The following is a 20944-nucleotide window of genomic DNA, read 5'->3' on the forward strand; positions in this document are numbered from 1 at the left end:
GGTGACGCGCCTGAACTGTCCTCGCACCCGCGTGCCCTTGCGGCATATGTTCGGATGCTGTAATGAAATGCGGATTGATCGGCTCCAGGCCAGACGAATGAGCGCCTCCAAGAGCGAGGCTGGCCGTTCTCGTGCCGCCTCATCGCTCCACGCCCGCTCTCGGCGTCGATTGTTCTGGAGTGACGCTCGGTCCGCGACGCTGAACTTGCCACGATCCGCGTGATCCACGCATCCCCGCCGCGACCGACGCCGGAGTTCGCCCTCGATGAACGTGACTCGCCTCGCCCGCACGCTTGCCGCAGCCGCCCTGATCGCGTGCGGTGGCGGGCCCGCGCGGTCGTCCGGGACCCCCTGGCAATTCGAGCCGATCGCGAGCATCGGCACGCGCGGCACGGAGGCGGGCCAATTCGAGTATGTCGAGGATCTCGCCCTCACGCGGGACGGCAGGATCCTGGCCACCGACGCCGCCCATGCCTGGGTCCAGGCCTTCGACAAGACGACCGGCCGATTCCTCGGCCGGTTCGGCGGCAGGGGCGACGAGGATCACCATCTCGAACGGCCGGAAGGCATCGCGGTCGACGAGGCCGGCAACGTCTTCGTCGCCGATCACGCGTCGGGGTTCATCAAGAAGTACGATCCGGCCTTCCGCTGGCTGGTCACCTTCGGCGGCTACGGGGCCGGCGCGGGACAGACGATGCGCTCGGAGTTCATGGACATCCATGGCGGCCGGCTGTTCGTGCCGGAGGCCGGCACGCACCGCGTCAGCGTCTTCGACCTCGACGGCGCGCATGTCCGCGCGTTCGGCCGCCGGGGCGCGGGGCCGGGCGAGTTCGACTCCCCGGAGGCCGCCAAGGTCTCGCCCGACGGCCGCCTCTTCGTCACGGACCTGCGCAACGACCGGCTCCAGGTGTTCGACCCGGAGGGCCGGCTGCTCGCGGTCTGGGGACGGACCGGCACGGGGCCGGGCGAGTTCCGCTCCCCAGCCGGCCTCGGCTTCGACCGCGACGGGAACGTCTACGTCAGCGAGATCGGCAACAGCCGCGTCCAGGTGCTCGGCCCGGACGGCCGTTTCCTCGGGATGTGGGGCGTGCCGGGCTCGGCTCCCGGGGCCTTCTCCAACCTTCACGGGGTTCTGGTCGACCGCGACACCGGCCTCGTCTACGTGGCCGATACCGGCAACTTCCGCATCCAGGTCTTCAGGCGCGTCGGCGCGCCGAGCCACTGAGGTCCCTTCCCGAGAGGCTGTGATGGACCGCCGGGGCGGCAGATGAACGTCAGGACCAAGCTTCTCGTCAGCCTGCTCGCCATGGCGGCCCTCTGCGGCGGCTGCGGGGCGGTGGGGCTGCTCTTCCTCGGCCGGGTCGATGCCAGCGTGTCGCGCTTCTCGGAGGTGGCCACCCCGCTCCTCGCCGAGAGCACCGCCCTGGTCGAGGAGGTGCAGCGCATGAGCGGCGTGTTCCTGGCGGAGATCGGCCACGGCCGGCGCGAGCCGGACGGCAGCCCGATCCTGCGCGCCATGGGCGAGGATGCGGGTCGGCGCCTCGGGCGCATCGGTTCGCTCGGGCGCGAGTGGCTGGAGCCGGAGCTGATCGCGCGCGGAACCCGCAACGCGCAGGATTTCACGCGCCTGTCGCTCGACCTGATCGCCGCGCACCGCCGCCGCGAGGAGGTCTTGGCGGCGACCGAGGCGCGGGCGCGGGAGGCCCTCGCGCAGCAGCAGCAGATCGACGCCAAGCTCGTGCGCATGGCCGCCCTGGCCGAGATCGCGATGGCCCGCAGCGAGGACGAGGCCAAGGTCGAGGCCCAGACGGGACGGGCGACGGTCGAGAGCCTGGGCGAGCGCTTCACGGCCACGATGACCGGCACCTTCCCGACGCTGCAGACGGTCTACCGGCTGGTCCGCCTCAGCAGCGAGATCCGCAACGCCGCCGCGACCGCGCTGGCCCAGACCGATCCCGAGCGGCTGGCCGCCGAGCGGCGCCGGATCGAGTCCGGGCTGCGCGGCGCCGGCGTGAGCCTCCGCCAGCTCGCGGGACGGGTCCGCGTCCTCGGCCAGGAGGAGGCCGAGCTCGCCGCCCTGAGCCAGACCTTCGTCGCCCTCGAGGCGTCCCTGCTGCGCGAGGACGGGGCGCTCGCCTCCCACGGCTGGAGGCTGGCGCTCGATGCCGGGCTCGCCGATGGGCGCGGCAGGCTGGAAGCGCTGGAGCGGGACTTCTACGGCCTGATCGCCCGGATCGACCGGGCGGTGAGGAGCCGCAACGAGGCCGCCCGCACCGAGGCGGGCGCGAGCGTGCACCGGGCGAAGCTGATCATCCTGGCGCTCACCGGCTTCGCCGTCCTGGCCAGCACGGTGCTGGCGCTTCGCCTCGCCGCCGCCGTGACCGGGCCGCTGGCGCGGCTGACGCAGGGCGTCCTCGACGTCCGGCCCGAGAGCATGGACGTCGCCGTGGACCCGGCCCTGGGTGCCCGCGCGGACGAGTTCGGCATCCTCGCCCGTTCCTTCGACACGATGCTGCGCGAGGTGCGGCAGGCCCGCCAGCAGCTGCTCGCGGCCTCGGAGGCCGAGATCCGGCTGCAGTTCGAACGCCTGGACGCGGCGGTCGCGAACATGTCGCAGGGCCTGTGCATGTTCGACCCCGACGGGCGGCTCATCATCGCCAACGAGCGCTACCGCGCGATGTACGGCCACGCCCCCGACGAGGTGCGGCCCGGAACCAGCCTGACGGCGCTCCTGACGGCGCGGATCGCGCGCGGGTGCCAGCTCAAGGCGGGCCAGCTGGACGCGGCGGAATGGCTCGCCGCCCACCGCACCGGGCAGGCCCACGTCCGCATCGACGAGCTCGCGGACGGGCGCGCCATCGCGGTCAGCCTCCAGCCCCTGCCGGACGGCGGCTGCGTGGTGACCCACGAGGACATCACGGAACGGCGCAGGGCCGAGGAGCGGATCGCCTTCCTGGCCTACCACGACGTGCTGACCGGCCTTCCCAACCGGGCCCGCTTCACCGCCGCCCTGGTCGCCGCCCTCGACGGCCGCGGCGCGCAGGCCGCGATCGCGGTGCTCTACCTCGACCTCGACCACTTCAAGGCCGTCAACGACACGCTCGGCCACCCGGTCGGCGACGCGCTCCTGCAGGCCGTGGCCGGGCGCATCCAGTCCTGCCTCCGGCCCCAGGACCTCGTCGCGCGGCTCGGCGGCGACGAATTCGCCATCGTGCAGGTGGGGCCGGACCAGCCGGCGGGCGCGAGCGACCTCGCCGGCCGGCTCATCGCCGAGGTCGGCAGGCCCTACGCGCTCATGGGCCACCACGTGGTGGTCGGCACCAGCGTGGGCATCGCCCTGGCCCCGGCCGACGGCACCGCCCCCGACCGGCTGATGAAGTGCGCGGACATGGCCCTGTACCGGGCCAAGGGCGACGGGCGCGGGGCCTACCGGTTCTTCGAGCCCGCGATGGGCGCGCAGATGGAGGAGCGGCGCGCGCTGGAGATCGACCTGCGCCAGGCCGTGCGGGAGCGGGCGTTCCACCTCCACTACCAGCCGCTCCTGAACCTGCGGACGAACCGGGTGAGCGGCTTCGAGGCGCTGCTGCGCTGGACGCACCCGCACCGCGGCCCCGTGCCGCCCGACGGGTTCGTGCCGCTCCTGGAGGAACTCGGCCTCATCCGCGAGGTCGGGGCGTGGGTGCTGGAGACGGCCTGCCGGGACGCCGCCGGCTGGCCGACGGACGTCAAGGTCGCGGTGAACCTCTCGGCCCTGCAGTTCCGGGAGCGGGCCGTCGTGCGGGACGCCGCCGCCGCGCTGGAGGCGTCGGGCCTGCCGCCCGGGCGGCTGGAACTGGAGATCACCGAGACGGTCCTGCTCCAGGACACCGACGAGACCCTGGCGACGCTGCACGCCCTGCGCGAGAGCGGCCTGCGCATCTCGATGGACGATTTCGGGACCGGCTATTCGAGCCTGAGCTACCTGCGCAGGTTCCCGTTCGACAAGATCAAGATCGACCGCTTCTTCGTGCAGGACCTGGAGACCAAGGCGGATTCCGCCGCGATCGTGCGGGCGGTGACGGGCCTCAGCCACGCCCTCGGGATGACCACGGCGGCCGAGGGCGTGGAGACGCACCGCCAGCTCGAGAAGCTGCGGGCGGAGGGCTGCACCGAGGTGCAGGGATTCCTGATCAGCCGGCCCCGCCCCGCCGCCGAGGTCGGGGCGATGCTGGAGCAAGCCGGCGCGATCTTCGTGCCGCGGGCGGCCTGACCGCCCGCCTCGCGGGCCGCCTGACGGCCCGCCTCGCGGGCGGCCCGACGGCTCGCCTCCGCTCCCCGACCGGAGGCCGGGGCGGCCCCGATCAGGTGTTCATCGAGTCGAAGAAGTCCTGATTGCTCTTCGTCTGCCGCAGCTTGTCGAGCAGGAACTCGATCGCGTCGGTCACGCCCATCGGGTTGAGGATGCGGCGGAGCACGTAGGTCTTCTTGAGGGTGTCGGGCGGCACCAGCAGCTCCTCCTTGCGGGTGCCCGAGCGGGTGATGTCGATGGCCGGGAAGGTGCGCTTGTCCGCGACCTTGCGGTCGAGGATGATCTCGGAATTGCCGGTGCCCTTGAACTCCTCGAAGATCACCTCGTCCATGCGCGAGCCGGTGTCGATCAGCGCGGTCGCGATGATGCTGAGGGACCCGCCCTCCTCGATGTTGCGGGCCGCGCCGAAGAAGCGCTTGGGCCGCTGCAGGGCGTTGGCGTCGACGCCGCCGGTGAGCACCTTGCCGGAGGACGGCACCACCGTGTTGTAGGCCCGCCCCAGGCGGGTGATCGAGTCGAGCAGGATCACCACGTCGCGGCCGTGCTCGACGAGGCGCTTGGCCTTCTCGATCACCATCTCGGCCACCTGCACGTGGCGGGTCGCCGGCTCGTCGAAGGTGGAGGCGATCACCTCGCCCTTCACCGAGCGCTGCATGTCGGTGACCTCCTCGGGCCGCTCGTCGATGAGCAGCACGATCAGGTAGCATTCCGGGTGGTTGATAGTGATCGACTGGGCGATGTTCTGCATCAGCACCGTCTTGCCGGTGCGCGGCGGCGCCACGATCAGCGCGCGCTGGCCCTTGCCGATCGGCGAGACGATGTCGATCACCCGCGGCGAGAAGTCCTTGCGGGTGGGCTCGCTGAGCTCGAGCTTGAAGCGCTGGGTCGGGAACAGCGGCGTCAGGTTGTCGAAATGGACCTTGTGCTTGATCTTGTCCGGGTTCTCGAAATTGATGGTGTTCACCTTCAGGAGCGCGAAGTAGCGCTCGCCGTCCTTGGGACCCCGGATCGGCCCCTCGACGGTGTCGCCGGTGCGCAGGCCGAAGCGGCGGATCTGGGTCGGCGACACGTAGATGTCGTCCGGCCCCGGCAGGTAGTTGGAATCCGAGGAGCGCAGGAAGCCGAATCCGTCCTGCAGCACCTCGACGGTTCCGGCCCCGATGATCTCGACGTCCTTGGCAGCGAGCTGCTTCAGGATCGCGAACATCAGTTCCTGCTTGCGCATGGTCGAGGCGTTCTCGACCTCGACCTCTTCGGCGAAGGCGATCAGCTCGGTCGGCGTCTTCGACTTCAGGTCCTGGAGCTTCACCTCCCGCATGGGGGGCGTGAAGGTCTCGACGGGGGCGATGGTGTCTTCGATCATCGGCTATCGGGGTGTGAGAGCAGTGCGGGGAGGTGTCATCTCAGGATCGTCTCGGCCGGAGCGGCCCGAGCGGGGCTTGTGCCTGGACCGGAAGACCGGCCGCGGAGCTTTGCCCGTTGTCCCGGAAGGTCACGATGGGTGAGCCTGTGGCTCGCGAGCGACGTGACCTGACTTTTAGGAGGGAGTGCCTTTATGTAGCGGTTTCTGGTGCTGGACTCAAGACCCTGTCCGGGAAAAGGGCGGCGGGGCCGGCCCGCCGGCGCCATCACGCGCGCGGGGCGCGTCGGGCGCATTCACATCGGTCGGTTTCGCCTCGCTTCGGCTGGGGATTCGGCCTCAGAGCGCGCCGCGGCGGCGCAGGCGCACGTAGAGCGCGCCGCTGCCGCCGTGGTGGTGGGCCGCCTCCTCGAAGCCGAGGACGAGGCCGCGCAGGTCCGGCAGGCGCAGCCAATGGGGCACGCTGCGCCGCAGGACACCGCGCTCCGCGAAGGGATCGTCGCCGAGGGCTCCCTTGCCGGTCACCACGAGGACGAGGCTGTGCCCCGCCCCGCGGCAGCGGTGCAGGAAGGCGACGAGTGCCGCGTGCGCCTCGCCCTGACGCAGCCCGTGCAGGTCGATCACCGCGTCGACCGGCCGCGCGCCGCGCCGCAGGGCGGTTCGCACCCGCCGCTCGATCGGCGCGAGGGGCGGCAGGGCGGGCCTGGGCCGCGGCGGCGCGGGGGGCGGCGGCTCCGGGGCGGCGGGCGGGGGAGGGGAGGGCGCCGCGGCGAGGGGCGGCGGCTCGGGCGGCAGCGCGCGGCCCTGGAGCGGCGTGACCTGCCGGGCGATCTCCGCCCAGAGCCGGCGCTCGTCCGCGGTGAGGCGCCGCTCGCGCGGGCGTCGCGGGCCGGTCACCGGACCGGCTCCGGCATCGCCCCGCCCGGGAGCCGCGGCAGCAGCACGACGAAGCCGACCGCCTCCCGCACCAGGCCCGCCGCGCGGCCCGCCTCCGCGCCGGTGCCGAGATAGAGGTCGCCGCGGGCGGGGCCGACGATGGCGGTGCCGGTATCCTGGGCGATCACCATCCGGCCGAGGGGCTCGCGCCCGCCCTCGGGCCGCGGCAGGCTCCCCTCGAGCCAGAAGGGCAGGCCGTAGCGCCAGAGCGCGGCGTCGACGGCGAGGCTGCGCCCGGGCGTGAGCGGCACCCCGCCCCCGCCGCGGGGGCCCGGCGCGTCCGGGGGCACCTCCTCCAGGCGGAAGAACACGTAGGCGGCGTTGCGGCGGATCAGGCGCCGGGCCGTCTCCGGATGCGCGCGCATCCAGCCGGTCCAGCGCTCCAGGGTCAGCCCTTCGAGGGGCAGGTGCCCCTCCGCGACGAGGAGCCGGGCGACCGAGGTGTAGGGCTGGCCGTTGCGCCCGTCATAGGCGAGGCGCAGAGCGCGCCCGTCCGGCAGGCGCACCCGGCCCGAGCCCTGGACCTGGAGCAGCAGGAGGTCGACCTCGTCGCGCAGGTAGAGGAGCGGGCGGGCCCGGTCGCCGAGCGCCCCGTCGGCGATCGCGGCCCGGTCGGGATAGGGCCCGTAGCCGCCGTCGAGGCGCCGGGCGGCCCGCAGCGCCGGGTCGAGGCCGGGCGCCGTCTCGCCGGGCGCGAAGGAGACGAGGTCGTCCGGCCGGGCGAGGGCCGGGACGGGGAACTCGGCGGTCGGGACCGGGGAGCCCGGCAGTTCCGGCTCGAAATAGGCGGTGAGGAAGCCCGCCCGCCGCTCGGCCGGATCCTCGCGGCCCGGCCGGGTGACGCGGTAGGCGGTGAAGCGGCTCTCGAAGAAGGCCCGCGCCGCGGCGGCCTCCCGCGGCGCGGCCGCGCAGGAAGCCGCGAGGTCCTGGCTCGGGCTCCCCGGCCCGCCCTCGGCCGGGACGGCGCGGCTCTCCTGCGCGCAGGAGGCGCGGAAGGCGGCGAGCGCCTGCCCGAGATCGTCGGCGCCGAAGCCCGGCAGGCTCGCGAGCGCCACCGGTTCGAGCACGGCCTCGCCGACGCGCAGAGCCTGCCCCCGCGCCCCGGGCGCGGCGAGGCACGCCGCCAGGACGAGGCCCGGGAGGAGGGCGGGCAGGGCCGGTCGCGGTGGCATGCCGAGAGGCCCCGCCCCGCCCTCACTGCCCGGCTTCGGTGGCGACGAGCTGCCAGTTGGGGTCGCGGCTGCCCAGCGTCCGGGCGAAGGTCCAGACGTCGGTCACGTCCACGACCGTGTCCGGGCTGCCGTCGACCACCGCCCCCTGCGCGTTGCGGGTGGCGGTGATCAGCTTCGAGAGATAGCGCACGGTGATCTGGGCGACGCGGTTGCGCAGGTCGACGCCGACGATCTCGGCCCGGTCGATCGACACGAAGGTCGTCTCGACGCTCTGGCCAGCGCGCTCGCGGGCCTGGATCGCCCGCTCGAAGCCCTCGGCCACCTCCCGCGAGAGCAGGCTCTTGAGCGTGCGCCGGTCGCCCTTGGCGAAGGCCATCACGATGGTCTCGTAGGCGATCTTCGCCCCGTCCGTGAAGGCGCGGGGGTCGAAGCCGGGCTCCTGCTGCAGCACGAGGTCGAGGCCCCGCGCCGCGGCCGAGTTCGGCTCGACCACCCCCTTCCAGTTGCGCGGCACGGTGGCGACGGGGGCGGCCGCGGTCCGGTCCCCGCCGGCCGGCAGCCGCACCACGTTGTCCTCGCGGGCGGCGGGCGGCGGCTCCTCCCGCCGGCGCACCAGGGGGTTGAACGGCGGCCGCTCGTGGCCGGTCTTCTGGCCGAGGACCGCGCGCAGCTTCCAGATCACGAAGACCGCAAGCCCGAGGAAGATGAGGGTCGTAAGGTCGAGGGAGTCCTGCATCATCGATCCGATCGTGGCGGCGGCTCGCGCTCCGCCCGGGCCTCAGGGCCTGCCTGGCGGCTTTGGCATCGGCCCCCGTCGAAGGCAAGCCGCACGCCGGGCCGAGGCCGGCGCGGCATCCCGCACCAGGCCCCTCCTCCATATGGGAGGGGCGGCCCGCGGCTTCCAGGCGCGGGCGGGGGGCTCTCGCGCGGGACCGCCCGCGTGACGCAGGGGAAGACAGGCTGCCGGGATGACGCGCCCCCCGCGCTTGTTCGAGCAAGGCGGGCATGATAGCGGCTTCGCGGCCGGAGCGCGCGCGGCTTTTCGCGCCAGCGCGGCCCCAGTCCGGTTCCGCCCACACGATTCTCGAAGGATACATCCACCATGGCCGATTCTCCGTTCCCGAACGGCAACGGTGGCGCCGCGGCGCAGCCCGACGACCTCACGCCTGCCCTGAACGCGCTCGCGCAATATGCCAAGGATCTCTCCTTCGAGAACCCGAACGCGCCGCGCTCGCTGCAGCCGCCGGCCGGCCAGGGGCCGCAGATCAACATTCAGGTGAACGTCAACGCCCGCCAGCTCGCGGAGGCGGATTTCGAGGTGGACCTGCATCTCGAGGGCGACGCCAAGATCGGCACGGACGTTCTGTTCGCCTTCGAACTCACCTATGCGGGGATCTTCCGCCTGCGCAACATTCCGCAGGACCAGATCCATCCGGCCGTGATGATCGAGTGCCCGCGCCTGCTGTTCCCCTTCGCGCGGCAGATCATCGCCGATGCGGTGCGCAACGGCGGCTTCCCGCCGCTCTACATCGACCCGATCGACTTCGTGGGCCTCTACCGCCAGAAGGCCGCCGAGGCGCAGGCGCAGGCCGGCCAGCCGCTGGTCTGACCGGACTGGCGGGACGGCGGACCGGGGCGCGCCCGGGGAAGCCCGGCGGAGGGGCGGGTCTCCTCGCCCGCCGGGACCGCGTCGGGCGCCGACGCGCCGCGGCGGATCTTGGAACACCGCCGCGGATCGCGGCCGCGCCGCGTCGGTGCGCGAGGTCACGCGCCGCCGCGCACGCGGCGCTTCTTCTGCTTGGCCCCGGCCGGCTTCGCCGCGGCCGGCTCCCCGGCCCCGACGCCCTCCGAAGGCCCGTGAGCCTCGGGCGGGCCCTCCGCCCGGGGCGGCGCCTTGGCGTCCGGCGCGGTGCGGGCCTCGCGGGCGATCATCTCGACCATGCTCTGCGGCAGGCGCACGAAGTGACCGGTCCCGTGGCCGGTCCGGTCGAGGATCTCGGCGAAGACCGGACGATGGGGTTCGTGCCCCGCCTCGCTGAGGGCGCAGGGGCGACGCGGCAGTTCGCTCAACCGTGCGGCGAGTTCCTTCGGCACCCAGGCGCTCACCGGCATCCCTCCCGATCCCCTATCGACCCGCCGGGGTTTAGACAGGTTTCGTTAAGGATGGCCTGACGCGGCGGGCCGGCGGTCCCGGGGCGCTCGGCTCCTCAGATCCGTCCCGCCGGCCGGCGAATCCGGGTTGACCGGATCCCGCCGATTTCCTAGAGCGATCCGGCAGGGAGACGTGGCCGAGCGGCTGAAGGCACTCGTTTGCTAAATGAGCAAGCCCCGAAAGGGGCTTCGAGGGTTCGAATCCCTCCGTCTCCGCCAAGCCTTGAGCGTAAGCCTTTGAAGGAAGGTGTTTTTTAGGGGCGCTTGTTGCGCTTGCCCCAACTATTACCCCAATGCGGTGCACGGATCCCAGCGAACCGGCGCGAACCTCGTCGAGCACGGGCCGGGGCACCCCACGTCGCCTGACGGACAATCAGGTGCCGCCTTCAAGGCGGTACATTGGCTCGCCGCACGACACGCAGGCGGGCGACGCAAGCCACAGCGCGCTCCAGCGCGACGGCGTGGATCCGCGGCAAGGGGCGCTTGACCGAGACGTGTTCTGCACCGACCCGATCCAGGCTCCAGTGCAGATCTGCAGATCGCGTAGCGTGGTCCATGCGCTGTTGGAGCGGCTGCATCACCTTCCAGGAGGTCCGTGCCCGTCTTGGCGTCGCTACCCTCGGCGATGGTCGGACAAGGTGACGGCCCGCGCGGGGCCCTGCCGGCTCGCCCTGTCCTCGATCGTCACGCTGCTGGCCACCCGGCCGCCGGCTCACAGGCGGCGATGCGCCGCAACCGCAGCTCGGTACTTCAAACCGCGTCCGACCTTCGCGCGTGCATTGGCCGCCGCGCAAGGCGCAATCTGGCGCGAGCCGGCTTCGGCAACATCACGTTACCGAAGCCTCCCAACGAAACTCCGCTCCCACCTACCAGCGCCCTGGACCACCGTCCTCTGCCACGCCGCCTGAATGGCCAACATCGAGCTAAGCAGCTGCGCGACGACGCTGCGTGCTGACCACTTCTCAAGGAAGCGGATGATCCAGATCGTCGGGGCCGGGCCGCTGATCACAACGGTCCGGACCTGAACGCCACGCGCCCCAGCCCTCTGCAGAGCGTGCCTATATCCCACCGTCAGGGAAGCCACCTTCTCACCCGATCGCGGTCAGGAGTTCGCGTCGGCCTTGTTCGGCTATGCGCCACTTCCAGACCTTCAGCTGATGCTGCCGGAATGGCCGCTCCCCACCCGACAGCAGACCTCGCTTCTCGACGCGCATTCCCTCAGATCATCTGTGGTCCAAGAATTGTGGCCGCATCGCGCAGGACAGGAAAGAAACTCTCTACCATGCGATCTACCGCGACCCGGTCTGCGTTCGCCCCGGCATTCAGGGCACAGACAATCCGCCCGTCGTATCGTTTCACCGGCACCGCGAGGGATCGATACCCGACCTCAGCCTCCTGATCGACAAGGGAGTAGCCCCGCTCCCGGTCGCGGTGGATGGCGGCCAGGAGGGCCGCGCGATCAACCAGGGTGTGCGGCGTCAGCGGCTCGGGCCGGATGCGGTCCAGGAACGCGGCAAGATCCTTGTCATCGAGGCCCCCGAGGAGAACCCGACCCATGGAGCTGCAATAGGCTGGGATCCGGTAGCCCACATCCACGCCGACGCCGAGCATCCGGGTCGGCCCGGCGCGCGCGATGAACACGATGTCGTCGCCGTCCAGGATCGCGGCGGAGCAGGCTTCGTTAAGCTGGGCCGAGAGCTGCTCGACAGCCTGCTGCAGCGTCGCGGACGGGCTATTGGATGCCAGGTATGCGGTGGCGAGGGACAGGACCTTGGGCGTGAGCTGGAACAGCCGCCCATCCGACCTGACGTAGCCGAGGCAATCGAGGGTGTAGAGCGCCCGCCGGACCGTGGCCCTCGGCAGGTCCACGACCCGCGCGACATCGGCCAGCGTCATCAATCGGCGCTCCGGGCCGAACGCCGAGATCACGCGCAATCCCCGCGCCAACGCCTCGGAGAAGTCCGGCCCGTGCTCGTCGACGAGTTGCTGGTCTGTCTCGGAACGTCTGACACGCGGCATGGTACCGTCTCTGATGCAGCACCCGGATCGACGGGCTGGCCCCCTGTGCGCGGCCCCGCCTGACCTGGCAAGAGCCGCGTCCGGTCTCCCGTGCCGGATCGTCACGCGCTCGCGCGCGGCGCCTCGTCCGCGAGGAAATCGGCGAGGTCGCGGGACCGGTCGCCGGCGAGAGCCGGCGGCGGCGAGCGTCCCGCAGCGAGGAGTCGACGTCCCGCCGCCACGTCGGCGGGACGGTTGATGCCCTGGACGCAGACGAGGCGCCCTTGTGAGAAATGCAGGACGGAGAAGCGGCCCTCTTCGGGCGCCCCGCGCAGGACGCGTCGGTCCGCCCCGTGCGGGAGGCCCACCATCTGGAGCTTCGCGTCGTACTGGTCGGACCAGAACCGGGGGACGGCGTCGTAGGATCGATCGCCCCCCACCAGGGCGTCGGCCACCACCTTCGCCTGATCGATGGCGTGTTGCACCGATTCGAGACGCAGGATCGTTCCCGCATAGCGATCGAAGTGCAGCGTGCAGTCGCCGGCCGCAAAGATACCTGGGTGATCAGTACGGCCGTAAGGATCGACGGGAACGCCGTCGGGACCGCAGATGCCGGCCGACGCGAGGAGCGCGACGTCGGGATCTGCGCCGACCCCGACCAGGACGAGGTCGCAGGGAAAACTCCGACCACTACTCACGCGGACCTGCCGGACGTAATCCCCCGCAACCTCCACGCCCACGACCGCCGCGTCGAGTTCCACCCTCACGCCGTGCGCGCGATGCAGCCGGAGCAGGAATCCGGCAATTTCGCCGCAGACAGCGCGGGGCAGCAGGCGTGAACCCGCGGCGAGGAGCGTGACCTCCTTGCCCAGCCCACGGATGGCCGATGCGACCTCCAGCCCGATGAAGCCGCCTCCGACGATGACGACCTCCCGCGCCGCCGAGAGATGCTCCCTGAGCACCTTCGCATCGTTCAGTGAGCGGAGAGAGCAGATGTTGTCTGCCCGGCCGTCGAGGGCGGGGTGGCGCTTGGCCCGCGATCCCGTCGCCACGACGAGAGAGCCGAACGTGAGGTGGCGGCCGTTCGACAGCGACACCGACCGCGATGCCGGATCGAGCGCGGTGGCCCTGGCACCGAGTTCGAGTTCGATCCGGGCCGCGTCGAAGAAGCTCTCCGGCCGTAGCGCAAGGTCGGCTTCGCCGACTTTACCGGAGAGAAATCCCTTCGAGAGCGGCGGGCGCTGGTAGGGCAGGCGATCCTCCGCACCCACGAGGATGATCCTGCCGTCGTAGCCCGCCTCTCGCGCCGAGGCTGCCACTTGGAGGCCCGCATAGGACGCGCCGACGATCACGAGTGGGCTGCCGTGCCTCATGACTGCACCTCCGGCAGGTGGAGCGTGAGGCCCTCAAGTTCCGGCGTCAGCACTATCTGGCAGCTGAGCCGCGAGGTCTCGCGACGGTCGGCAGCGACGCAGGCGAGCATGTCGCGCTCGATGTCCGACGGCTCGGGCAGCCGGGCGATGAAACGGTCATCGACGTAGACGTGGCAGGTGGCGCAGTCGAGCGAACCGCCGCACTCGGCCTCGATGCCGCGAACATTGTTCCTGATGGCGCCTGCCATGGCGCTGACCCCGACTGGCACCTCGACGGCGTGCTCGTCTCCGTCACAGCCCACGAAAACGATGCGTGGCATGAAAATGTCCATCTAACGAACTATAGTTCGTCTATTATGCAGATGCGGGATCGGTCGGCAAGGGCGTCCGTGGCCGGTAGGCGCTTGCAAAGCCCCTGAACCGGTCTATAATGAACATATGTTCGTTGATTGAACGAAATTGTCTGTCGCGGAGAGGTGCGGGCAGACGCTCAGCGGAGGCAGACGCCATGATGAGCCAGGAGCAGAACGACCGTATCACCCGCAGTGGGCCCGGGACGCCGCTGGGCACGCTGATGCGCCGCTACTGGCAACCGGCTGCCCTCGTGGATGAACTCCAGGGAGAGCGCCCGGTGGTGCCGGTGCAGCTTCTCGGCGAGAAGTTCGTGCTGTTCCGCGACGAGGCCGGGCGATATGGGCTCCTCGACCGCGACTGCCCGCATCGTGGTGCCGACCTCGCCTTCGGCCGGCTTGAGCACGGCGGATTGCGGTGCGCCTTTCACGGCTGGTTGTTCGACGCGGAGGGGCGATGCCTGGAGACGCCCGCCGAGCCGGCCGGCAGCAAGCTCTGCCAGAACGTCCGGCAGCGTGCCTACCCGGTGATCGAGCGCAGCGGCATCCTGTTCGCCTACCTGGGTGAGGGCGAGCCCCCGGCCTTCCCGGAACTCGACTGCTTCCTCGCGCCCGACGCCTACACCTTCGCGTTCAAGGGACTGTTCGAGTGCAACTGGCTGCAGGCGCTCGAGGTCGGGATCGATCCGGCGCATGCCTCATTCCTGCACCGGTTCTTCGAGGACGAGGACACCTCCGCCTCCTACGGGAAGCAATTCCGCGCCGCGTCGGCCGACAGCGAATTGCCGATGACGAAGATCCTGCGCGAGTACGACCGGCCGCTCATCAACGTCGAGCGCACGGAGTACGGCATGCGGCTGATCGCCCTGCGTGAGATCGACGATGAGCGCACGCATGTGCGTGTCACGAACCAAGTGTTCCCGCACGCCTTCGTCATTCCGATGTCAGCGGACATGACCATCACGCAGTGGCACGTTCCTGTCGATGACGAGCGCTGTTACTGGTACGCAATCTTCACCAGCTATACGTCACCGGTGGACAAGAAGCGGATGCGGGAGCAGCGCCTGGAACTGTACGAGCTTCCGGAATACCGCTCGCGCAAGAACAGAACCAACGACTACGGTTTCGATCCGCACGAGCAGGCCCACGCGACCTACACGGGGATGGGGCTCGACATCAACGTCCACGACCAGTGGGCCGTCGAGTCGATGGGGCCGATCCAGGACCGGACGCGTGAGCATCTCGGGCAGTCCGACAAGGCCATCGTTCTCTACCGCCGCATCCTTCGAGAGCAGATCGACAAGGCCGTAAAGGGCGACGTTCCGCTGATGGTGCTCGACGGGCGGCACGCAAAAAGCATCCAGGGTCCCGCGACGATGGACGGGATCGGCCCCTCGAAAGGATGGGAGACCTACTGGATGGAGGTGGACGTGCGCCGCCGCCGCGGAGCCCCGTGGATGCCCGCCGTCCCTGCCGACGTCTCCCCTGACGCCGCAAGCCTGAACGCGGCCGAGTAGGCCGAAGCATCAATCGCCTGATTGCCGGGAGGACGACGGCGATGACATTCGTACAGGACCATGGATTGTGGACCGACGCGCAGGCCGACGCGGCGCGTGACGTGCGGGAGCGATGCGACCCGGAGAGGATCGACACGATCCGCCTGTCCTTCCCTGACCAGCACGGGATCCTGCGGGGCAAGACCCTCGTCGCCTCCGAGGCCGTGAAGGCGCTCACCGGCGGATGCGCGATCACCACGACGTTGCTCGCTAAGGACACCTCGCATCGCACCGTGTTTCCGGTCTTCAGCGCCGGCGGCGGCTTCGGAATGCGCGAGATGGAGGGCGCCGCCGACGTGGTCATGGTGCCCGACCCCACGACGTTCAGGACGCTGCCCTGGGCGCCGCGGACGGGGTGGCTGCTCTGCGACCTCTACTTCCAGGAAGGCCGGCCGGTGCCTTTCGCCACGCGAGGCATCTACCGCTCGGCCCTGGACCGTTTGTCTGAAAGGTCCCTCGAATACGTCGCTGGACTCGAAGTCGAGTTCCACGTCTTCAAGCTCGACGACCCGCGCATGGCGCCCGCCGATGCCGGGCAGCCCGGAGAGCCACCGAGCGTCAGTCTGATCTCGCACGGTTACCAGTACCTCACGGAACAACGCTACGATCAGGTCGAGCCGATTTTGGAGATTCTTCGCAAGGACCTCCTAGCCCTCGGCTTGCCGCTGCGCTCGATCGAGGTCGAGTACGGGCCGAGCCAGTGCGAGTTCACTTTCCAGCCCACCGTCGGCGCTGTGCCGGCGGATCTGATGGTGCTCTTTCGCAGCGCCGTGAAGCAGATCTGCCGCCGGCACGGCTATCACGCCACGTTCATGTGCCGGCCCCGCATCCCGAACGTGGTGTCGTCGGGCTGGCACTTGCACCAATCGCTTCGCGACGCTCGGACGGGTGCGAACGCCTTGGCCGCCGAGGGCCCGGGCCCGCTCTCAGGTTTCGGCATGGGGTTCCTGGGCGGACTGCTCGCCCATGCGCGCGCTGCGACCGTTTTCACGACGCCGACCATCAATGGCTACAAGCGCTACCGCTCCTACTCGCTCGCGCCCGACCGCGCGGTCTGGGGACGCGACAACCGCGGGGTCATGATCCGCGTGCTCGGCGGACCGGGCGATCCGGCCACGCGGCTGGAGAACCGGGTCGGGGAGCCGGCGGCGAACCCCTACCTCTACATGGCTGCCCAGGTGCTCGCCGGGCTCGACGGGGTCGACCGGGACCTCGATCCCGGGCCGAGTGCCGACACGCCCTACGAGGCTGAGGCGGACCTCCTGCCCACGTCGCTCCGGGAGGCGGTCTTCGCCCTGCGCGAGGATCCATTCTTCCGCGGCGCGCTCGGCGGGTCGTTCGTCGACTATTACACGCATATCAAGAACGCCGAGATCGAGCGCTTCCAATCGGAAATCACCGAGTGGGAGCAGCGTGAGTATTTTGAAATCTTCTAACGAATGGCTGGCGCGGAGCTGCAGAGATGAAGCTTGGTCGTATGGTCCGTTTCGCCGTTGCCCTGGCCTGTGCGGGGTTTTCCACTGAGGGCCGCGCGCTCGATCAGCCGGTCCGCATCGGGGTCCTGAGTGATATGAGCGGACCATTCTCGGACCAGGTCGGCGCCGGCTCCGTCGCCGCCGCGCGCCTCGCGCTCGACGACTTCGCCCGGGAGAGCGGCGGCCTGAAGGTCGAGCTGCTCGCCGCCGACCACCAGAACAAGCCCGACATCGGCCTCGGCATCGCGCGGCGCTGGCTCGACCAGGAGAATGTCTCCGCGATCGTGGACCTGCCGAATTCCGGGGTCGCCCTCGCGGTCGCCAACCTGATGCGTGAGCGCAACCGCGTCGCCCTCGCGTCAAGCGCGATGACGTCCGATCTGACGGGCAAGTTCTGTGCGCCGACGACCGTCCAATGGGTGTCGGATACGTGGGCTCAAGGCTCCGCCACGGCACGGGCGCTGGCCGAGCGCGGGTCACGCCAGTGGTACTTCCTCACCGTCGACTATGCGCTCGGGCACGCCCTGGAGCGCGACGCCACGAGGGCGCTCGGCGAGATGAACGGCCGATCGACCGGCGGATCGCGGCTTCCTCTCGGCACCAGCGACTTCTCCTCGGCGCTCCTGACCGCGCAGAGCTCGGGGGCGCAGGTCCTCGCCCTCGCGAATACCGGTGCCGACATGATCAATGCGATCAAGCAGGCCGGTGAGTTCGGACTCACGCCGAAAATGAAGGCTGCGGCACTCTTCATCCAGCTGTCCGATGTTCACTCTCTCGGACTGGCCACGGCACAGGGGCTGCAGCTGGTCTCGGCCTTCTACTGGGATCGCGATGAGGCCACGCGCGCGTTCGGCGATCGCTTCGCCGCCGTCATGAACGGCCGGCGTCCGACGGAGGATCATGCGGGGGTGTACTCGGCGACGCTCGCCTATCTTCGTGCCGTGCGCGCCACCGGCACGGTCGAGGGCGACCGCGTTGTGGCGACGATGCGGACGGAACCCATCGAGGACCCCCTCTTCGGCACCGTCACGATTCGTCCGGACGGACGCGCAGTCCATGACATGTACCTTTACGAAGTGAAGGCGCCGTCCGAGAGCCAGCGGCCGTATGACTACTACAAACATGTAGCCAAAATTGCTGGCGATCAAGCATTTCGTCCGATGAAAGAAAGTGGCTGTGCAATGATAGAAAAAAGCAACTAAATCGATGGTCCGGCACTGGCCTGCATCGCCAGCGGAGTCCGACGGTCTTTCAGCCACTCAAGACTGCGAGGCTTGCGTGATGAAAAACCGAACGGGCGGTCTGCGCGGTCGATATGCGTCGCCCGATGCGATGTCGAAAGCAAGCGCTCCGTAGGGCGGACCACGACAAGGACGTCGCCAGGGCCGTCCCGGACGCAAGCCGACCCACTCATCCACCGATCCGAACGACGGTCCACTGGCCAAAATCAATTCGCCTCGACACAAATCAAGCACCAATACAATCTGCATGCATTCGCCCGAGGTGAATAATCGTGTGTCGTTACGATCGCGCTGCCCATCGTGATCTGGTGGCGCTCGTGTCGCCCAGATGTATTCTTCGTATAGTTCTGCGTCGATCCACGACGCAGTCTGGAGGGTATCATGACGAAGCGGGTTCTCATCATTGTGTCTAACGCGTATGCCATCGGGCCTCATGGCCGCAGAACAGGGAACTTCCTGCCTGAGGTTGCGCATCCATTTGCGGAGTTCGACAGGGCACAATACGAGATAGATTTCGCCAGCCTCACAGGCGATACTCCGTTTTTGGATGCACTCCACCTCGCTGACGATCCGGACAACCTGGCCTTCTTGGTTGGCAAGGGATGGGCCTCTATGCAAAAAGCCAAGAAGCTGTCGGAGGTCGATGTCAGTCCTTACGACGCCATCTTTATGCCAGGCGGTCTTGCACCGATGGTAGACATGCCCGATCATCCACTGCTCAAAGACGTCATCAAGGATACCTACGAGAGAAAAGCGGTTGTCGGTGCCGTCTGTCATGGCCCGGCATCACTACTGAACGTCAGACTTAGCGACGGGGCTTATCTTCTCAAAGGTAAAAACGTCAGCTCGTTTACGAACGAAGAGGAGGAAAATTACGCCAAGGCTGACGTCCCATTCGAACTTGAGACGGCGTTGACGAATCAGGGTGCGACTTTCCATAAAACAAGTCCGTGGCAGCCGTACAGTATATCAGACGGTAATCTTGTTACTGGGCAAAATCCTGCTTCTGCAAAAGGCGTTGCTGAAAAAATGATAAAATTGCTGGAAGCAATTTAAGCTGACATCTGCATGTTCGACTCACAACGTGGCCGTCCAAGCGGTCTGGCAGCGGCGTAATGTGGTGATGATTCGCACCTCGAGCGAACCGCACCATATAAGTTTGCTCCGTCACGCAGGGACAGCCAGGACGGCGACGTCTCGCACGACCTCCACCCTGAGCAGGGTCCGCTGCTCACTTCCGCTCGCCAGCGAAATGACTGAAATCTCACAGGCCGGTGGGCAGTTTTGGCTGACGCGCATGGCGCAAGGGCTCACGTAGCGTCGGATCTGGAAGACGTGTCACCAAGTCACATATCCGGAAAACCCTCGCGACCCGACGTTCCCGACATCCGTTGCGAGGGGCCACCTAGGGACAATCGCAGCCGTATAGCCGCCACGCTTCGTAAGCGCCGCGGCGGTTGTAACCGCGGCGCCCATCTCGGATCTGGTTTTGCTCAGACAGGACAGGGCATCATCCACTTCGATACCGAGATCCCGCACCTTGCTTTCCGGCTTCGTGCGCCTGAGCAGGGGTTGGCAGACACGGATGTGACCCATCCGCCTGTGGACCAGCGCCATTGTGAGGGCGTCTCGCGTCGGTTCAGGCGTCTCGTATGGCACCGCGTAACGCCCATCGACGTGAGACCCGCCTCATCCGAAGATGCTTCGGGCGATGCGAGCAAACCGTCGAGAGGACGGTTCCTTCTCTGGCCCTGGCCGGGCTCAGGCCGGCGGTGTCACGTCGTAGGAGATGCGGCCCGCCGGGAGGAAGAACAGCGCTATTAGCGCCCCGCCCTTGACCTCCGGGTAGTGGTGGCTGCCCGGCGCCGGCGCCGTCCAGCCCGCATGGCACCAACCGCTCGGCCCGGCGAGCACGGCCTTCTCGTCGAGGGGCACCACCATGTTCAGTTCGCCGTAGGGATGCGCGTGGTAGTCGCCACGGAAACTGGCCTCCAGATCGTCCGGTTCACCATCGTGGTTGTCGATGGCCATCCGGCCGTCCTGGCTGTCCATGTAGACGGCGGTGATGCTGAAGTTCAGCGTCCGCTCCGTCGGGTCGCACAGCCGGCTGCGGCGGTAACGCCGGCCACTCACCTCGATGGTGGCCGCCCAGCCCTCCTCCACCCCCTGCTTGATTAGGCGCGACAGGTCCTCGTACAGGGCGCTGCCTGGCCCGTAGGTCTCGTTGAGCCAGCGCTCGACCTCGGGTCCGGCGGTCATGTTCTTGACCTCCTCGAGGAAGGGAATGCTCCGCTCGATCAGCTGCTCGCGTCCGTCCATCTTACTCTCCTGCCTCCTGCGCCCGCGGCGCATCGAAACCGTGGAAGCTCGCGAACGCCTCGATCGGCGCGCGCTCCATGACCCGGCGTCTCGCGGCCGCGGCGGCGTCGCAGACACCGAGCGCCATGCCGCACACCACGATGTCCTCGGGGGCGATGGGGAGGTGGCGGCGCAGCACGCGGTGGTACTTCGCCAGCGTCTCTTGCGGGCAGGTGTCGAGCCCACGAACCTTGGCGGCCAGCATGACGTTCTGCAGGAACATGCCGAGGTCGAGCCAGCTGCCCTTCTCCAGCCGACGGTCGATCGTGAAGATCAAGCCGACCGGCGCACCGAAGAACTCGTAGTTCTTGGCCGTCTGCGCGGCCCGCCCGGGCGCATTGTCCTGGGCGATGCCGAGCGAGCCGTAGAAGACCCGGCCGAAGGCTTGCTTGCGGCTGTGGTACAGGTCGGGAAGGTTCGGCGCGTAGTAGGTGTACTCGGAGACGTGATGCGCGGCTTCGGTCGCGTGCGTTACCAAAATGTCGCGACAGATCTCGGTCTTCGCCGCGCCGGCCAACACTTGCACCCGCCAGGGCTGGATGTTGGCGCCGCTCGGCGCGTAGCGCGCGGCCTCAAGGATGTCGCGGACCGTGGCGTAGGGGACGGGCCGGTCGGCGTAGAAGCGGGTGGCGAAGCGTCCCTTCATCACGCCGTCGAGGGCCTGAACGAGATCGAGGTTCGACATG

Annotated in this window: 17 protein-coding genes and 1 tRNA gene; 8 read left to right on the forward strand and 10 right to left on the reverse strand. The window is 69.1% G+C overall.

Going from position 1 to position 20944, the window contains the following annotated elements:
* Window positions 1-265 precede the first annotated feature (265 nt).
* Together MET2598_RS0120860 and MET2598_RS38200 are read left to right on the forward strand one after the other, a co-directional pair.
* Window positions 266-1225 carry an NHL repeat-containing protein gene (locus MET2598_RS0120860; protein ID WP_012331312.1) on the forward strand — a complete coding sequence of 320 codons (960 nt, stop codon included), beginning with the start codon at window positions 266-268 and terminating at the stop codon, window positions 1223-1225.
* 42 nt (window positions 1226-1267) lie between these two features.
* Window positions 1268-4249 carry a putative bifunctional diguanylate cyclase/phosphodiesterase gene (locus MET2598_RS38200; RefSeq protein WP_018262211.1) on the forward strand — a complete coding sequence of 994 codons (2982 nt, stop codon included), beginning with the start codon at window positions 1268-1270 and terminating at the stop codon, window positions 4247-4249.
* Window positions 4250-4340: 91 nt separating this feature from the next.
* On the opposite strand, the gene rho is transcribed toward MET2598_RS38200, so the two are convergent.
* The 4 genes from rho to MET2598_RS0120885 form a co-directional block, all read right to left on the reverse strand.
* Entirely contained in the window at window positions 4341-5651 is a 1311-nt protein-coding gene (gene rho / locus MET2598_RS0120870) for a transcription termination factor Rho (RefSeq protein WP_012331310.1), read from the reverse strand.
* Window positions 5652-5987: 336 nt separating this feature from the next.
* Complete coding sequence (locus tag MET2598_RS0120875; protein WP_018262212.1) at window positions 5988-6545, reverse strand: Smr/MutS family protein; 558 nt, start codon at window positions 6543-6545, stop codon at window positions 5988-5990.
* Complete coding sequence (gene mltA / locus MET2598_RS0120880) at window positions 6542-7756, reverse strand: murein transglycosylase A (protein ID WP_018262213.1); 1215 nt, start codon at window positions 7754-7756, stop codon at window positions 6542-6544. Before mltA ends, MET2598_RS0120875 begins: the two co-directional genes overlap by 4 nt.
* A gap of 22 nt (window positions 7757-7778) precedes the next feature.
* Window positions 7779-8492, reverse strand: a complete 714-nt coding sequence (locus MET2598_RS0120885) for a Tim44/TimA family putative adaptor protein (RefSeq protein ID WP_026190848.1) — start codon at window positions 8490-8492, stop codon at window positions 7779-7781.
* A gap of 366 nt (window positions 8493-8858) precedes the next feature.
* Here MET2598_RS0120885 and secB point away from each other — a divergent pair, with 366 nt between their 5' ends.
* The gene (gene secB / locus MET2598_RS0120890; protein ID WP_012331306.1) at window positions 8859-9365 is read left to right on the forward strand and encodes a protein-export chaperone SecB; all 507 of its coding nucleotides are present in this window, start codon (window positions 8859-8861) and stop codon (window positions 9363-9365) included.
* Window positions 9366-9520: 155 nt separating this feature from the next.
* Here secB and MET2598_RS0120895 read toward each other — a convergent pair whose 3' ends face one another.
* Entirely contained in the window at window positions 9521-9868 is a 348-nt protein-coding gene (locus MET2598_RS0120895; RefSeq protein ID WP_012331305.1) for a hypothetical protein, read from the reverse strand.
* Window positions 9869-10034: 166 nt separating this feature from the next.
* Between MET2598_RS0120895 and MET2598_RS0120900 the strand changes: the two genes are divergently transcribed.
* Window positions 10035-10126: transfer RNA gene (locus MET2598_RS0120900), tRNA-Ser, on the forward strand.
* A 999-nt stretch (window positions 10127-11125) separates the two neighbouring features.
* Here the strand turns inward: MET2598_RS0120900 and MET2598_RS0120910 are convergent.
* The 3 genes from MET2598_RS0120910 to MET2598_RS0120920 form a co-directional block, all read right to left on the reverse strand.
* Window positions 11126-11926: an IclR family transcriptional regulator domain-containing protein gene (locus MET2598_RS0120910; protein ID WP_018262215.1), complete on the reverse strand. Its 801-nt coding sequence runs from the start codon at window positions 11924-11926 to the stop codon at window positions 11126-11128.
* A 101-nt stretch (window positions 11927-12027) separates the two neighbouring features.
* Window positions 12028-13278 carry an NAD(P)/FAD-dependent oxidoreductase gene (locus MET2598_RS0120915; protein ID WP_018262216.1) on the reverse strand — a complete coding sequence of 417 codons (1251 nt, stop codon included), beginning with the start codon at window positions 13276-13278 and terminating at the stop codon, window positions 12028-12030.
* Window positions 13275-13598: a 2Fe-2S iron-sulfur cluster-binding protein gene (locus MET2598_RS0120920; protein WP_026190849.1), complete on the reverse strand. Its 324-nt coding sequence runs from the start codon at window positions 13596-13598 to the stop codon at window positions 13275-13277. The genes MET2598_RS0120915 and MET2598_RS0120920 overlap by 4 nt, the downstream gene beginning before the upstream one ends.
* 188 nt (window positions 13599-13786) lie before the next feature.
* Here MET2598_RS0120920 and MET2598_RS0120925 point away from each other — a divergent pair, with 188 nt between their 5' ends.
* The 4 genes from MET2598_RS0120925 (at window position 13787) to MET2598_RS39585 (ending at window position 18956) form a co-directional block, all read left to right on the forward strand.
* Window positions 13787-15145 (forward strand): aromatic ring-hydroxylating dioxygenase subunit alpha, encoded by a 1359-nt coding sequence (locus tag MET2598_RS0120925; protein ID WP_018262218.1) that lies wholly within the window; start codon window positions 13787-13789, stop codon window positions 15143-15145.
* Between the two features lie 41 nt (window positions 15146-15186).
* On the forward strand, window positions 15187-16620 hold the full coding sequence (locus tag MET2598_RS0120930) for a glutamine synthetase family protein (RefSeq protein WP_018262219.1): 1434 nt from the start codon (window positions 15187-15189) through the stop codon (window positions 16618-16620).
* Window positions 16621-16646: 26 nt separating this feature from the next.
* Window positions 16647-17861 (forward strand): ABC transporter substrate-binding protein, encoded by a 1215-nt coding sequence (locus MET2598_RS0120935; RefSeq protein WP_018262220.1) that lies wholly within the window; start codon window positions 16647-16649, stop codon window positions 17859-17861.
* 420 nt (window positions 17862-18281) lie between these two features.
* Entirely contained in the window at window positions 18282-18956 is a 675-nt protein-coding gene (locus MET2598_RS39585) for a type 1 glutamine amidotransferase domain-containing protein (RefSeq protein ID WP_084673893.1), read from the forward strand.
* A 705-nt stretch (window positions 18957-19661) separates the two neighbouring features.
* On the opposite strand, the gene MET2598_RS0120940 is transcribed toward MET2598_RS39585, so the two are convergent.
* Window positions 19662-20219, reverse strand: coding sequence for a DUF4863 family protein (locus tag MET2598_RS0120940; protein WP_018262221.1), 558 nt, complete (start codon window positions 20217-20219; stop codon window positions 19662-19664).
* Between the two features lies 1 nt (window position 20220).
* Entirely contained in the window at window positions 20221-20943 is a 723-nt protein-coding gene (locus tag MET2598_RS0120945) for a nitroreductase (RefSeq protein ID WP_018262222.1), read from the reverse strand.
* Between the last annotated feature and the right edge of the window lies 1 nt (window position 20944).

This window comes from Methylobacterium sp. WSM2598, assembly GCF_000379105.1.
GTDB lineage: Bacteria > Pseudomonadota > Alphaproteobacteria > Rhizobiales > Beijerinckiaceae > Methylobacterium.

Coding starts and splice junctions, on each gene's coding strand:
- MET2598_RS0120860 (WP_012331312.1), top strand. CDS start 266: ATGAACGTGACTCGCCTCGCCCGCACGCTTGCCGCAGCCGCCCTGATC.
- MET2598_RS0120945 (WP_018262222.1), bottom strand. CDS start 20,943: ATGTCGAACCTCGATCTCGTTCAGGCCCTCGACGGCGTGATGAAGGGA.
- MET2598_RS0120925 (WP_018262218.1), top strand. CDS start 13,787: ATGATGAGCCAGGAGCAGAACGACCGTATCACCCGCAGTGGGCCCGGG.
- MET2598_RS0120940 (WP_018262221.1), bottom strand. CDS start 20,219: ATGGACGGACGCGAGCAGCTGATCGAGCGGAGCATTCCCTTCCTCGAG.
- MET2598_RS0120885 (WP_026190848.1), bottom strand. CDS start 8,492: ATGCAGGACTCCCTCGACCTTACGACCCTCATCTTCCTCGGGCTTGCG.
- rho (WP_012331310.1), bottom strand. CDS start 5,651: ATGATCGAAGACACCATCGCCCCCGTCGAGACCTTCACGCCCCCCATG.
- MET2598_RS0120930 (WP_018262219.1), top strand. CDS start 15,187: ATGACATTCGTACAGGACCATGGATTGTGGACCGACGCGCAGGCCGAC.
- MET2598_RS0120915 (WP_018262216.1), bottom strand. CDS start 13,278: ATGAGGCACGGCAGCCCACTCGTGATCGTCGGCGCGTCCTATGCGGGC.
- mltA (WP_018262213.1), bottom strand. CDS start 7,756: ATGCCACCGCGACCGGCCCTGCCCGCCCTCCTCCCGGGCCTCGTCCTG.
- secB (WP_012331306.1), top strand. CDS start 8,859: ATGGCCGATTCTCCGTTCCCGAACGGCAACGGTGGCGCCGCGGCGCAG.
- MET2598_RS0120910 (WP_018262215.1), bottom strand. CDS start 11,926: ATGCCGCGTGTCAGACGTTCCGAGACAGACCAGCAACTCGTCGACGAG.
- MET2598_RS39585 (WP_084673893.1), top strand. CDS start 18,282: ATGACGAAGCGGGTTCTCATCATTGTGTCTAACGCGTATGCCATCGGG.
- MET2598_RS0120935 (WP_018262220.1), top strand. CDS start 16,647: ATGAAGCTTGGTCGTATGGTCCGTTTCGCCGTTGCCCTGGCCTGTGCG.
- MET2598_RS0120895 (WP_012331305.1), bottom strand. CDS start 9,868: ATGCCGGTGAGCGCCTGGGTGCCGAAGGAACTCGCCGCACGGTTGAGC.
- MET2598_RS38200 (WP_018262211.1), top strand. CDS start 1,268: ATGAACGTCAGGACCAAGCTTCTCGTCAGCCTGCTCGCCATGGCGGCC.
- MET2598_RS0120920 (WP_026190849.1), bottom strand. CDS start 13,598: ATGCCACGCATCGTTTTCGTGGGCTGTGACGGAGACGAGCACGCCGTC.